General features: G+C 33.2%; 14 protein-coding genes. 4 read left to right on the forward strand and 10 right to left on the reverse strand.

Annotated elements, in window-relative coordinates; genetic code table 11:
• Nucleotides 1-6 precede the first annotated feature (6 nt).
• Nucleotides 7-732 carry a bifunctional demethylmenaquinone methyltransferase/2-methoxy-6-polyprenyl-1,4-benzoquinol methylase UbiE gene (gene ubiE / locus AC3IF2_RS12680; RefSeq protein WP_489167835.1) on the reverse strand — a complete coding sequence of 242 codons (726 nt, stop codon included), beginning with the start codon at nt 730-732 and terminating at the stop codon, nt 7-9.
• A 132-nt stretch (nt 733-864) separates the two neighbouring features.
• Here ubiE and queA point away from each other — a divergent pair, with 132 nt between their 5' ends.
• From queA to rlmN, 3 genes are all read left to right on the forward strand, one after another.
• A complete protein-coding gene (gene queA / locus AC3IF2_RS12685; RefSeq protein ID WP_489167837.1) occupies nt 865-1,914 on the forward strand; it encodes a tRNA preQ1(34) S-adenosylmethionine ribosyltransferase-isomerase QueA in 1,050 nt (349 codons plus the stop codon).
• Between the two features lie 95 nt (nt 1,915-2,009).
• Entirely contained in the window at nt 2,010-3,719 is a 1,710-nt protein-coding gene (locus AC3IF2_RS12690) for a T9SS type A sorting domain-containing protein (RefSeq protein WP_489167838.1), read from the forward strand.
• A gap of 60 nt (nt 3,720-3,779) precedes the next feature.
• On the forward strand, nt 3,780-4,820 hold the full coding sequence (gene rlmN / locus AC3IF2_RS12695; protein WP_489167840.1) for a dual-specificity RNA methyltransferase RlmN: 1,041 nt from the start codon (nt 3,780-3,782) through the stop codon (nt 4,818-4,820).
• Between the two features lie 3 nt (nt 4,821-4,823).
• Here the strand turns inward: rlmN and AC3IF2_RS12700 are convergent, their stop codons facing one another.
• The 7 genes from AC3IF2_RS12700 to AC3IF2_RS12730 are packed head-to-tail and all read right to left on the reverse strand — an operon-like array spanning nt 4,824 to nt 11,851.
• Nucleotides 4,824-5,774 carry an OmpA family protein gene (locus AC3IF2_RS12700; RefSeq protein ID WP_489167842.1) on the reverse strand — a complete coding sequence of 317 codons (951 nt, stop codon included), beginning with the start codon at nt 5,772-5,774 and terminating at the stop codon, nt 4,824-4,826.
• 11 nt (nt 5,775-5,785) lie between these two features.
• Entirely contained in the window at nt 5,786-6,544 is a 759-nt protein-coding gene (locus AC3IF2_RS12705; protein WP_489167844.1) for an exodeoxyribonuclease III, read from the reverse strand.
• Nucleotides 6,545-7,201: a 3-oxoacid CoA-transferase subunit B gene (locus tag AC3IF2_RS12710; protein ID WP_489167846.1), complete on the reverse strand. Its 657-nt coding sequence runs from the start codon at nt 7,199-7,201 to the stop codon at nt 6,545-6,547.
• 4 nt (nt 7,202-7,205) lie between these two features.
• Nucleotides 7,206-7,907 carry a CoA transferase subunit A gene (locus AC3IF2_RS12715; protein ID WP_489167847.1) on the reverse strand — a complete coding sequence of 234 codons (702 nt, stop codon included), beginning with the start codon at nt 7,905-7,907 and terminating at the stop codon, nt 7,206-7,208.
• Nucleotides 7,908-7,916: 9 nt separating this feature from the next.
• The gene (locus tag AC3IF2_RS12720; RefSeq protein WP_489167849.1) at nt 7,917-10,214 is read right to left on the reverse strand and encodes a transglycosylase domain-containing protein; all 2,298 of its coding nucleotides are present in this window, start codon (nt 10,212-10,214) and stop codon (nt 7,917-7,919) included.
• Nucleotides 10,207-10,698 (reverse strand): gliding motility lipoprotein GldH, encoded by a 492-nt coding sequence (locus tag AC3IF2_RS12725; protein ID WP_489167851.1) that lies wholly within the window; start codon nt 10,696-10,698, stop codon nt 10,207-10,209. The genes AC3IF2_RS12720 and AC3IF2_RS12725 overlap by 8 nt, the downstream gene beginning before the upstream one ends.
• The gene (locus AC3IF2_RS12730) at nt 10,691-11,851 is read right to left on the reverse strand and encodes a PSP1 domain-containing protein (RefSeq protein WP_489167853.1); all 1,161 of its coding nucleotides are present in this window, start codon (nt 11,849-11,851) and stop codon (nt 10,691-10,693) included. The genes AC3IF2_RS12725 and AC3IF2_RS12730 overlap by 8 nt, the downstream gene beginning before the upstream one ends.
• Nucleotides 11,852-12,004: 153 nt before the next feature.
• Between AC3IF2_RS12730 and AC3IF2_RS12735 the strand changes: the two genes are divergently transcribed.
• Nucleotides 12,005-13,162, forward strand: coding sequence for a DNA polymerase III subunit (locus AC3IF2_RS12735; protein ID WP_489167855.1), 1,158 nt, complete (start codon nt 12,005-12,007; stop codon nt 13,160-13,162).
• Here the strand turns inward: AC3IF2_RS12735 and trhA are convergent.
• Both trhA and AC3IF2_RS12745 read right to left on the reverse strand, forming a co-directional pair.
• On the reverse strand, nt 13,159-13,809 hold the full coding sequence (gene trhA, locus AC3IF2_RS12740) for a PAQR family membrane homeostasis protein TrhA (RefSeq protein ID WP_489167857.1): 651 nt from the start codon (nt 13,807-13,809) through the stop codon (nt 13,159-13,161). The genes AC3IF2_RS12735 and trhA overlap by 4 nt on opposite strands.
• The gene (locus tag AC3IF2_RS12745) at nt 13,799-14,548 is read right to left on the reverse strand and encodes a lysophospholipid acyltransferase family protein (protein WP_489167859.1); all 750 of its coding nucleotides are present in this window, start codon (nt 14,546-14,548) and stop codon (nt 13,799-13,801) included. The genes trhA and AC3IF2_RS12745 overlap by 11 nt, the downstream gene beginning before the upstream one ends.
• Between the last annotated feature and the right edge of the window lie 23 nt (nt 14,549-14,571).

Raw genomic sequence — 14,571 nt, forward strand, 5'->3', positions numbered from 1 at the left:
TATAAATTACTTTGTTGCGGTATACATGGAAGCAATTCCAAAAGTTAGGGATTTGTTAGTTGTATTTATAAACCGATTTTTCTCTAAAATATTGTTGAAAGCTTTTCCATAAGGAAAAACGGCGGCTGATTCTGGTAAATAATCATATGCTCTTTTGTCTTTAGAGAACATTTTACCAACTGTAGGAATAATATATTTTGAGTAGAATTTATATAATGATTTCATAATAAAACCTTCTGGTTGTGAAGTTTCTAAAACAACAAAAATACCATTTGGCTTTAGAACTCTATAAATTTCTTGAAGCCCTTTATCTAAATTTTCAAAATTACGCACACCAAACCCCACACTAATAGCATCAAAAGAATTATCTTCAAATGGCAAATTTTCAGAATCACCTTGAATCATTTCAATTAAATGCTCTAAGCCTTTCTTTTTTATTTTTTCAATGCCAATATTTAGCATCCCTTGCGAAAGATCTAGACCAATAACTTTTTCAGGATTTAATTTTGAAAGCATTATTGCAAAATCACCTGTTCCGGTAGCGATATCAAGAACTTGTTTAGGGTTCTTTTTAGCAACAGTTTTCACTACTAACTTTCGCCATTTCATATCAATACCAAAAGTTAGTAAACGATTTAAAAAATCGTACTTATACGAAACGTTGTCAAACATCTCGGCAACTTGCTCTTTCTTACTTCTAGAATCTTTATATGGAGTTACTTTACTATCCATAAATTAATTTTCGCGCAAAGATAAGTAATCAATCTGCAAGCTCTGATTAAATATTACCCAAAATACTTGACAATGGCTATTCTGATATTGTATATTTGCCCTCATTTTCACAAAATTAGCCTACTATTATATATGAAATTATCACATTTTAAGTTTGATTTACCAAAAGAATTACTAGCAGAATATCCTTCAGAAATTAGAGATGAAGCACGTTTAATGGTTTTGAATCGTAAAGATCAAACAATCGAACACAAGCTCTTTAAAGATTTAGTTAATTATTTTGATGAAGGAGACATCATGGTGTTTAATAACACTAAAGTTTTCCCTGCAAGATTATATGGTAATAAAGAAAAAACAGGAGCTAGAATAGAAGTTTTCTTATTAAGAGAATTGAATAAAGAAAGTAGACTATGGGATGTTCTAGTTGATCCAGCACGTAAAATACGTATAGGGAATAAATTATTCTTTGGAGACAATGATGATTTGGTAGCTGAGGTTATCGATAATACTACTTCTCGTGGGAGAACATTACGTTTTTTATTTGATGGTAGTTACGAAGAGTTTCGAAAAAAACTACAAGATTTAGGAGAGACACCTTTACCAAAATATATTAAAAGAGAGACTGAACCTGAGGATGCGGAACGATACCAGACTATTTATGCAAAACATGAAGGGGCAGTTGCTGCGCCAACAGCAGGATTACATTTTTCAAAACATCTGATAAAACGTTTAGAAATTAAAGGAATAGATTTAGCAGAAGTCACTTTACATGTAGGTTTGGGGACATTTCAACCAGTAGAAGTAGAAGATCTTTCTAAGCATAAAATGGATTCTGAGGAAATTATTATACCAGAAAACGCTGCTGAGGCGGTAAACGCTGCTTTAGAAAGTAAAAAACGTGTATGTGCAGTTGGAACAACTGTAATGAGAACTATGGAAAGCTCTGTTTCTGCGGATCATCGTTTAAAACCATTTAATGGTTGGACGCATAAATTTATTTTTCCTCCGTATGATTTTAGTATCGCTGATAGTATGATTACTAATTTTCACACTCCTCAATCTACTTTAATGATGATGACAGCTGCTTTTGCAGGGCATGACTTTTTAAAAGAAGCTTATGCTGAAGCTATTAAAGAAAAATACAATTTCTATTCGTATGGAGATGCGATGTTAATTTTATAAATAAAGCTATAAATAAAACAAAAAGCCTTAAGATTTATCTTAAGGCTTTTTGTTTTAAAAGCCTTATATTTACTAACTTTTTTAAAAAAATAAATATGAAAAAAATATTACTTTCAATTTTCACATTACTTTTCACATTTTTTTCTTTTAGTCAGGTTACAAATAAAGGTGAGCCATTAAGTTGGAACTTAGCCGAAAAGATAACATCATTTCAGGCTATAAAGTTGCCTAGTCTAGATTTAAAAAAAATAAGAATTGAAGATGAAGTAAATAATTCTAAAATAACAAAACCATATAGAATTAGTTATGCGCTTAGATTAAATTATGGAATTAGAAAGAATATAGAAAATTGGACAACTTTGAGTAATGGGGATAAAATTTGGAAGATATTAATCCAATCAAAAGACGCATTACACTTAAGCGTCGTTTTTAACGAATTTCATTTACCTAAAGGCGCTAATTTATATATATATAGCGACGACAGAACTGATTTGCAAGGAGCCTATACTTATAAAAACAATAATAATCAACGGAAACTTAGCTCTTGGTTTGTAAAGGGCGATAAGTTATGGATTGAGTATTACGAACCTAAAGAAGTTACAGGTCAAGGAAGACTAAATATTTCTGATATAATGCATGGATATAGATTAGGGCATGATTATCAAAAAGGATATTTTGAGAGTAATGAAAAAGCATTAAATAGTTCAGGTAACTGTAATCATGATGTTGATTGTGATATAGGGGCTGACTTTGAAGCGAAAAAAAATATTTTAAAAAAATCAGTTGGCTTTATTATTATACCAGATCCAGGAATAGGTACTTTTGTTTGTTCAGGAAGTTTAATTAATAATACTTCGCAAGATAAGACACCATATTTTTTAACAGCAAATCATTGCTACCAAAGAAGTAACGGAACCCAAAGAGATCCGTCATTATCATCCATGAGATTTAATTGGATAAGTCCTAATCCAATATGCGCTGGAAATGAAGATAGCGATGATGCTATAAGTAATTTTACAATGAATGGAGCAACTCTAAAAGCTAGAAACGGGAATTCCGATTTTATGTTATTGGAATTCAATAACGATATCCCGAGTACTTGGGATGTGGTTTATGCAGGTTGGGATAAAACAGATACTAATCCAACATATGAAGTTGGTATTCACCATCCTCAAGGAGATATTATGAAAGTATGTAGAGATGATACTGGCGCAGTAAAACGAATTAATAATGGTGCTCAAACTTGGGACATAACTGGTTTGACTCAAGGAGGGGGTAATTCAGGTAGCATTACTGGTTGGGAAACAGGTGTAACTGAAGGTGGTTCTTCAGGATCTCCATTATTTAATCAAAATGGCCATATTATTGGTCAATTATTTGGTGGTACAGCTGCTTGTATTGGAGTAACAGATAATGCAGGACATGATTTTTATGGACGTTTTGCTATTTCGTGGGATAGCGGAAGCTCATCTTCTCGACTTAAAGATTGGTTAGACCCTGGAAACTTAAACCCAAATACTTTAGATGTTTTACAAAATGTTTTAGCTACGAATGATGAAGCTTTAGAAGAATCTTTATCATTATTTCCAAATCCCACTAGTGGAAAACTTCAAGTAAAATTATCTGGTGTAGCTGGAGAATTAAAGTATGATGTTTTTAATGTACTAGGGCAAACATTAAAGTCAGGATTGTTAAATAACGATTCAATAGATTTAAGTTATTTACCAAATGATATATATTTAGTTAAAATTACGGATTTAGATAGAAACGCGAGCTTAACAAAAAAGATAGTCTTGAATAAATAAGGTTTAAAAGATAAAAGATTATGAAGTCCCGCCTTGGCGGGATTTTATATTTTTGCAACAATGACAAAAAAGAAAGACATACGCGCTCTAACAAAAGAAGAACTTCGTGATTTTTTTATAAAAAATGGCGATCAAGCCTTTCGCGGAAATCAAGTATACGAATGGCTATGGAGTAAAGCATCACATTCTTTTGATGATATGACGAATGTTTCGAAAGAAACAAGAGCAATGCTCGATAAACATTTCGTAATTAATCATATAGAGGTTGATCAAATGCAACGGTCAAATGATGGGACAATAAAAAACGCCATTAAGCTTCATGATGGATTAATTGTTGAGTCAGTTTTAATCCCTACAGAAACGAGAACAACTGCTTGTGTATCAAGCCAAGTAGGATGTAGTTTAGATTGTAATTTTTGTGCTACAGCGCGTTTAAAGCGAATGCGAAATTTGAACCCAGATGAAATTTATGATCAAGTTGTTGCCATAGACCAACAAAGTAGATTTTATCATAATCATAAATTGTCAAATATTGTTTTTATGGGTATGGGTGAACCATTGTTAAACTATAAAAACGTAATAAGTTCTATTGATAAGATTACTTCTGATGAAGGTTTAGCTATGTCGCCTAAACGAATCACGCTTTCAACAGTTGGAATTCCTAAGATGATTAAAAAAATGGCTGATGATGAAGTGAAATTCAATCTAGCTGTTTCATTACATTCTGCGATTGATGAGGTCCGTTCTAAAATGATGCCTATTAATGAGAAAAGTAACCTAGCTGAGTTATTAGAATCATTACAATATTGGTATAACAAAACTAAAAAGATAATAACATTTGAATATGTAGTTTGGAAAGGAATTAATGATACTCAAAAAGATGCAAATGCTTTAGTAGATTATTGTAAAAAAGTACCAAGCAAAGTGAATCTAATAGAGTATAATGCTATTGACGATGGAGAATTTCAACAAGCTACTCCAAAAGCCACTGATATGTATATTAGAGCTTTAGAAGCTAATAGAATAGTGGTAAATGTACGTAGAAGCAGAGGTAAAGATATTGATGCTGCTTGCGGACAGCTAGCCAATAAAACTTCTTAAATTTTATTCATTCAATAAATTATTAATAGCATCTAAATTTGGTGCTAGAATAATTTCTATACGTCTATTTTTTGCTTTACCAGAAACTGTATTATTACTTGCTACAGGTAAGAATTTACTTCGACCAGCAGCAGTAATTTGCTTCGGTGAAACATTATTGTTCATTAAAATACGGGCTACTGCTGTTGCACGCTTAGTTGATAGATCCCAGTTGTCTTCTATAGCGCCTTTCCCTCCGTAAGGCACATTATCTGTATGCCCCTCTATTAACACATCAATATCAGAATTTTGTCGTAGTACGCCAGCCAAATTCACAACGGCTGAACGTCCTTGACTTCCTACCGCCCAACTACCTGAACTAAATAACAACTTATTTTCCATAGAAACATATACTTTACCGTTTCTACGTTCAACAGTAAGACCTTTTCCTTCAAACCCGCTTAAAGCAGCAGAAACAGCATCTTTTAAACGTAGCATCTTAGCTTCTTTAGCAGCGATTAACCCTTCTAACTCATCCACACGTTTAGAACGAGCGTCTAAATCACCTTGTAATTTTTCTAGACGCCCACTTTCTTTAGCTAATTGCGCTTCTTTTTCTTGTAATTGTAATAACAATTCTCTGTTTTGTTTCTCTTTATCAGATAATTGCTCAGCACTCATTTCAGAAAGCTCATTGTATTCCTTTTCAAGTTTACTTTTACGATCTTCTAATCGAACAACCTCATCATTAAGTTTACTTTTATCAGAAGATAATTTATCTACTTCTGATTGTAATTTTAATTTACTTGCTTCTAATTCTTTTTTCTTGTCTATAAGGTCTTGATTCTCACCAAAAAGCTCAGAATTATTATCACGTAAACGGTTGTATTTATCTTCTAATTCGGTATATACTTTCTTAGAGACACAAGAGGTTAATAAGCTGGTTAGGATTAGAATAAAAACTACTTTTTTCATGATTTTTTAGTTTAATCTATTTCAACACCAATAGGACAATGATCAGAATGCTTTGCTTCGGGTAGAATATAAGCACGCTTTAATCGACCTTTTAATGGTTCAGAAGCCATACAATAATCGATACGCCAACCTTTATTATTATTTCTAGCATTGGCGCGATAACTCCACCAACTATAGTGATGAGGTTCTTTATTAAAATGTCTAAAAGTGTCTATAAAACCATTATCAATAAACTTGCCAATCCATTCTCGCTCAATTGGTAAAAATCCTGAAACACCTTTCATTTTTGGATTATGAATATCAATTTCTTCATGACAAATATTATAATCGCCACAGATAAGAAGGTTTGGAATCTCTTTTTTTAACTGATTTACATATTCTTGAAATTCAGCCATATAATTGAGCTTGAAATTTAGCCGAGCATCACTTGTTCCAGAAGGTAAATATAAGCTCATAATAGAAACATTATCAAAATCTAAACGTAAATTTCTACCTTCAAAATCCATGGTTTCTATCCCAGTACCATATTCAATATGATTGGGTTCTATTTTTGATAAAACAGCTACACTACTATACCCTTTTTTTTGTGCAGAAAACCAATAATGATACGGATAACCAGCCTGTTCAAATATTTCTAAATCTAGTTGTTCTTTGTGTGCTTTTGTTTCTTGAATGCAAACTACATCTGGATTGGCAGCTTGCAACCAGTCAATAAACCCTTTTCTTAAAGCTGCACGAATGCCATTTACGTTGTAAGAGATAATATTCATTTAGAATTGCATTTCAGGAATTTCACTATTAACAACCAAAGTCCCTTCAGTAGCATTTTGAATTTCTTCAACTGAAACACCAGGAGCTCTTTCTAGTAGATGAAAAGCATTATCCTTAATTTCTAAAACGGCAAGATTTGTTACAATTCTAGTAACACATCCAACGCCAGTTAAAGGAAGCGAGCATTCTTTTAGGAGTTTAGATTCTCCTCGTTTATTTGTGTGCATCATGGCTACAATAATGTTTTCCGCGGAAGCGACTAAATCCATAGCACCCCCCATACCTTTAACCATTCTTCCTGGTATTTTCCAATTGGCAATATCGCCATTTTGAGCTACTTCCATTGCCCCTAAAACGGTTAACTGCACATGTTGACCACGAATCATGGCAAAGCTTGTTGCTGAGTTAAAAATAGATCCGCCATCTAGCACAGTTACCGTTTGCTTTCCCGCATTGATTAAATCTGCATCGACATCTTCTTCATAAGGGAATGGTCCCATACCCAATAATCCATTCTCACTTTGAAACTCTATATCAATCCCTTTAGGGATATAATTTGCCACCAAAGTGGGAATACCAATACCTAAATTAACATACCAACCATCTCTAAGCTCTTGTGCGATGCGTTTTGAGATTCCAATTTTGTCAAGACTCATTAGACTAATTTTTAGGTGTTATAGTTCTGTTTTCAATACGTTTTTCATAGCGCTCGCCTTGAAAAATACGCTGCACAAATATTCCGGGAGTATGAATTTGATTTGGGTCTAATTCACCAGCAGGCACTAATTCTTCTACTTCGGCAACAGTAATTTTACCAGCCATAGCCATCATAGGATTAAAATTTCTAGCGGTTCCTTTAAAAATTAAATTACCAGCTGTATCACCTTTCCAGGCTTTTACAAACGCAAAATCTGGGTTAAAAGCATGTTCTAAAACATACATTTTACCATTAAATTCACGTGTTTCTTTGCCTTCAGCCACTTCGGTACCATAACCCGCTGGTGTATAAAATGCAGGAATACCAGCACCAGTTGCGCGGCAACGTTCAGCTAAAGTTCCTTGCGGGATAAGATCTACTTCTAATTCTCCACTTAGCATTTGACGTTCGAATTCGTCATTTTCACCCACATAAGATGAAATCATTTTTTTTATCTGACGCTTTTGAAGTAGTTGACCTAATCCAAAATCATCAACGCCAGCATTATTAGAGATACATGTTAATCCTGTAATTCCTAATTTTACTAATTGAGCAATACTATTTTCTGGAATACCACATAAGCCAAATCCGCCCAGCATAAAAGTCATGTTGCTTTCTACACCTTGCAAAGCTTCTTCAACACTATTAACAACTTTATTTATCATATTCTTTGATTAAAATTCAGGATCTTCTTCAACAGGAGTTTCATCTCCATCTTGATTTTCTGGATTTTTATATTTTTCGCAATCTAATTCTATACTTAGATTTTCAGGTTTTTCAAAAGCTTTATCACTAATCTTTAAGTCTTTATTTGCATAACATTTTTTCATGTACAATGCCCAGATAGGTAGTGCCATTGAGGCTCCTTGACCTCTTGCTAGATCAGGAAAGTGTACAGCGCGATCTTCTGCACCTACCCAAACCCCTGTTGTCAAATTAGGTACGATACCCATAAACCAGCCATCCGATTGATTTTGTGTAGTTCCTGTTTTACCTGCAATAGGATTTGTAAATTTATATGGGTAACCAGAAGCTATACTATCTGGATATTTCCCTGCTGAGCTACGCAAGCGTACACCAGATCCATATTGAGTTACACCTTCTAATAGGTTGATAACAGTATAGGCAGACTCTTCACTTAAAACTTCTTTGGTTTTAGGTGTAAAATCTTCTAATACAGTTCCATTCTTGTCTTCAACACGTAAGATCATCATAGGCTCTACATACATACCTTTATTTGCAAAAGCATTATACGCTCCAACCATTTCGTATAATGTTAGATCAACACTCCCCAATGCTATAGATGGCACAGGAAGAATTTCATTCTTCACCCCTAAGTTTTCAGCCAACCTTACCACATTTGTAGGTGTCACCATATCTATTAATGTAGCAGTAATTACATTGGTAGAATTTGCTAGTGCATTCTTTAATGTTTTGGTACCACCATATTTTAAGCTAGAATTTTTTGGAGTCCAATCTTTAGGTAAACCATATTTCCCTTTTGGGATGGTGTATGGAGTATTATTCAATTCATAACATGGAGACAATTGCAATTGATTAATAGCTGTAGCATAAACAAACGGCTTAAATGTAGAGCCTACTTGACGTGAACCTTGTTTAACCTGATCATATTGAAAATGCTTATGATTAATACCACCTACCCAAGCTTTTACATGGCCCGTTTGAGGATCTGTAGATAATACACCCGCTCGCATAATATGTTTATAGTAACGTATAGAATCTCTAGGTGTCATTAAAGTATCAATTTCACCTTTCCAAGAGAAGATTCTCATGTCTGTTTTTTCATCAAAGGAAGCACGAATTTCTTTTTCAGACTTTCCCTGTTTCTTCATTCGCTTCCATCGGTTGGAACGCTTCATAGCTGATTCTATATTACTACTAATTTGCTTTTTTGTTAAATCGTAAAAAGGAGCATTTCTATTTCTTTTCTGACTTTTAAAGAATACTCTTTGTAAGTTAGACATGTGTTCCTCCATCGCTTCTTCGGCATATTTTTGCATCCGAGAATCGATGGTTACATATATTTTGAGGCCATCTCTAAAAATATTATACTCTGTTCCGTCTGGTTTCGGGTTTTCTTTTACCCAATCTTTCATAAAACCACGTAAATATTCTCTAAAATAAGTAGCCACACCAAAGCTGGTATCTTCAGGTGAATAATCTAAAGTAAGGGGTAGATTTTGTAATGAATCTTTTTCTTTTTGGGTTATAAAGTCATATTTACCCATTTGAGCTAGCACAACATCACGTCTATTTTTAACCATTTCTTCTCTTCGTAGAGGATTATAAAGAGATGAGTTTTTAAGCATCCCTACCAACATGGCAGATTCTTCTTGTTTTAAATCAATAGGTTCTTTGCTAAAATAGATTCTTGATGCTGAGCGAATACCTACCGCTTGGTTTAAGAAATCGTACTTGTTAAAATACATAGCAATGATCTCTTCTTTGGTGTATTGGCGCTCAAGGCGAATGGCAATTACCCATTCCTTCATTTTTTGAAGGATTCGCATTACTATATTTTGCGAAGCTCTTTCTGTAAATAGCATTTTTGCTAATTGCTGTGTAATAGTACTAGCTCCACCGTCTTTACCTAATTTTATTGCCGCTCTTGCCGTTCCTTTAAAATCTATGCCAGAATGCTTTTTAAATCGAACATCTTCTGTGGCGAGTAATGCGTCTACTAAATTTTGAGGTAGATCTTTATATCCAATTGGAGTTCTATTTTCTAATGCATAAGTTCCGATGGTTTTTCCATCTATAGAAATAACTTCAGTAGCTAAATTACTTTTAGGATTTTCTAATTCAGCAAAATCTGGTAGAGGACCAAAAACTCCAAATCCAGCCAATAAAAACAGTAATATTAAAGATGCTATCCCAATAAAGAAAAGACGCCAAATCCAACGTGTATATTTTTTAAATGTGGTTTCTTGTTGAGTTACTTTTTTAGTCATTTGTTTGCACTTTTTCTATACTTAATCCGACATCTGTAATCCCGTTAAGGTTTGTAATTCCATCGACATCGCCACTTTTTCGCATAGCTTGTTGTAGGTTGATGTTATACTCACCTGATTTAGGAAAAACAACATTGGTTTTGTACTCTAATTTATTTTCTTTTAAATCTGTGAATCCTGTACCCAAAAATTTACCTTCTGCATCTGCCATTTCATATTCCAACGTATCTACAATACTTGTATTGTTAGGAAAATCAATACCGACAATTAGAAATAGATTACTGTATTGATAATCATTATTATTTCTTAGATTAACATAAATATTATTTCTTGAAAGTGTGTCTGCTGGGGAAAACTTAAAATTAATGATTGAATCTTTATGCCATTGCGCATTTGCAACTGGTTTGTACTCATCAAACACCTTAGAATTACTACATGAAAGGACAATTACTGACCCTAAAATTATCATTAAAAATTTACGCATTCTTGCGAGATTTTTTTCTTCTATTGTTATTTCTATTTCTCCTTTTTTGCTTTCCTTTTTTATCGAAACGAGTAAGGCTATCTTGACCTACAACATCACCAAAAATAACATCATCAGTTTTAGTGGTTTCATATTCGGCAGCATATTCTTCTAAACTTGCTACTTTCTTTTTTGTAGAATTTATTTCAATAATCTTATTAGCCTGCTCTACTTTAAGCTGATGCCAATTCATAGGATTTTCTTTATATGCATACCAGATCAATCCTTTAAAAATATCCATTTTCTGAAAAACACCAACTCCTTTTTCTGTTTGCAACCATGTATCTGTATTCGGAAACTCTTTTAAAGCATCCATATAAGAATCTAATTCATAGTTCAAGCAACACTTCAACTTACCACATTGCCCAGCTAGTTTTTGAGGATTTAAAGACAATTGTTGATATCTAGCAGAAGATGTTGTAACTGATCTAAAATCTGTCAACCAGGTAGAGCAACATAACTCCCTACCGCATGAGCCCACGCCTCCTAAACGAGCGGCTTCTTGACGTAAACCAACTTGTTTCATTTCAACTCTAATTCTAAAAGTTGATGCCAGCTCTTTGATTAACTGTCTAAAATCTACGCGATCATCTGCAGTATAATAAAATGTAGCCTTGTTACCATCGCCTTGAAATTCTACATCAGATAGCTTCATTTGCAATCCAAGTCGACTAATAATAAGTCTAGATTTTCGTTGTACTTCTAATTCTTTATCTCTAGCTTCTTGCCAAATATCAATATCTTTTTGTGATGCTTTTCTATAGATTTGTTTAATATCTTCACTATCTATTTCGACATTCTTTTTACGCATTTGAATTTTAACTAATTCTCCAGTAAGAGAAACAGTTCCAATATCATGGCCTGGTGAAGTTTCTACAGCTACCACATCGCCAATATTAATTGGTAAATTTTTAGAATTCTTAAAAAAATGCTTTCTTCCGTTTTTAAAACGGATCTCCATAATGTCGAATTTTGATTGACCATTTGGTAAGGTCATATTAGATAGCCAATCAAAAACAGTTAACTTATCACAGCTTCCTGTACCACAACTTCCATTACTTTTACAGCCTTTAGGAATGCCGTTAGCATCTGTAGAGCAACTATTACAGCTCATATATGTTATATTTTGAAATCGAACCTGAAGATCGATTTTAAATTCGTAAATCGTTTATAATTTGTAAATATAATCAATATTGATAAAAGAAAAACCTAACTATTTTTTAAGTTTTACAGCAGAATAGATGCCTTATTGGTTTATATTTGTTTAATGCTTTTTAAAGATATTATTGGGCAACAAAAAGCCAAAAAACAATTAGTAAAGTCGGTTGAAAATCAGCGGATTCCTCATGCGCAATTGTTTGTTGCGCCCAAGGGTAGTGGCGCATTACCACTAGCGATTGCTTATGCGCAATATATTCTATGTCAAAATTCAGACGGCGAAAATATTACTGGTAACGAAGCATGTAATTTAAAGTTTAATAAACTGATGCACCCAGATATGCATTTTGTATTTCCTGTTGCTGCTAACTCTAATGTAAAAAAGCATCCTGTAAGTGATCTTTTTTTGGATGAATGGCGACATTTTATTACTAATAATTCGTATGGAGATTTATTTGATTGGTATCAACAATTAGGTATAGAAAACAAGCAAGGACAAATTGGAGTAGATGAAGCCGAAAGTATAGTTAAAAAATTATCATTCAAAGCTTACGAAGGAAATTTTAAAGTAATGTTGATTTGGATGGCTGAAAAGATGAATATAGCTGCCTCAAACAAATTATTAAAACTAATTGAAGAGCCTCCAGAAAAAACGATCTTATTATTAATTACAGAAAATGAAGATCAGATAATAAACACCATTCTATCACGGAGTCAGATTGTAAAATTATTTCCATTAAGTGAAAAAGAAATAAAAAGTGCACTTTTAGAATTAGAGCATGTAACCGAAAAAGAAGCATTTAAAATTGCACATCAATCAGATGGCAATTGGAATAAAGCTTTAAAATTATTACATAACGAAAATACTGATGAGCAATTTGAGCAGTGGTTTATTATGTGGGTAAGAACCGCCTTTAAAGCTAAAGGAAATGCCGCTGTAGTTCAAGAATTAATCAGTTGGAGCGATACTATAGCTGCGTATGGTAGAGAGGTGCAGAAGAACTTTTTGCAATATTGCTTACAATTTTTTAGACAAGCTATGTTGAAGAATTATAAAGCTGATGAATTAGTTTTTTTAGAGCCAAAAACTTCAAATTTTAGCTTAGAAAAATTTGCACCTTTTGTACATAGCAATAATGTTTTAGAAATTAGTAATGAGTTGAATGATGCAATTTACCATATAGAACGAAATGGAAATGCTAAGATCATATTGCTAGATTTATCAATAAAACTAACTAGATTACTACACCAAAAAGAAACAGCTTAGTTTATTAGAATATAATAGTATACCGCTATAAAATGTGAAAAACTACCTAACAGCACAAACACATGGAAAATAGCATGATTGTATTTTATTTTTTCGATACTATATAAAATAGCCCCCAGCGTGTAAAAAATTCCTCCTGCTAGCAACCAATACAATCCGTTTAAAGGTAGATTTTCTATTAAGGGTTTAATGGCGAAAATGATAATCCAACCCATAGCTACATATGCTACTGTTGAGATTTTATCGAAGCGTCCTGTATAAAATAGTTTAAGGATAACTCCAATTAAAGCGATTCCCCAGGTGATACTAAAAATAGTCCAGCCCAGCCATCCTTTTAAAGTTATAAGTGTAAAAGGAGTATACGTCCCTGCAATTAGCACATAGATTGAAGCATGATCAAGAATATTAAGTTTTTTTCGCAATTCAGGATTTTGAAAATAGTGATAAAAAGTAGAAGCTGAGTATAATAAAATAAGGCTCGCGCCGAAAATGGCAAAACTTACAATATGTCTTATGGTTCCATAGTTGTTTGCATGAATTACCAATAAAACGAATGCGATAATACTTAGAATTAACCCTAAACCATGTGTGAGTATATTTAACCTTTCTTCTGTTTTACTATAATATGTTAGATATTTATCGTCCATGTATTTTTTTGTCTTCAATCAATTCATTGTAAATCAAATCGAAAGCTTGTTGTTTTAGATTGTCCATATCCTCTACTGTTAAGTTATTAGCCTCTATAAATTTATGAACCTTAACACGCAATTTTCCGGGCCAACCGCTAAAAAAAGTCCATGAAAAACGCTTTTTTACATCATAAAATGTCATGGGTACAATAGGGATTTGATGCTCAATAGCCATTCTAAAAGCTCCATTTTTAAAAGGGGCAAGAGTTACGCTTTCTTTAGGAACCAGCCCTTCCGGAAAAATACAAATACTTAAACCTTGTTTTAATCTTTTTTGAGCACTTATATAGACTTCTTTACGGCTGTCTGCACTACCACGATCTACTAAAATACTCGTCTTCTTCGCTACATAACCAAAGACAGGAATTTTTTCAACTTCTTTTTTCCCTACAAAAACAGCAGGGTTTTTCATTACAGAGAGCATTAGCATCACATCAATTAAAGATGCATGGTTTGCTATAAACATATAACTCTTATTAGGCATTATTTCTTGCTCATATTCAACCATAGGTTTAAAACCCATAATAAAAACGATGGTTTTACCCCATGCTATAGCAATTTTAAAAAAAGTTTTATAATACCGCTCGTCATAAATCACAAAGATCAATAGCGGTAGGGCAAAGAGTATGGTAAAAAATACCCAACCGTAAAACCAAGCACGCCAGAAAATGCGGAAAATGTTTTTGAAAAATTCCATGAAAGCCAAAAATAGTATTTTTT

It is taken from the genome of Maritimimonas rapanae (genome assembly GCF_057837205.1).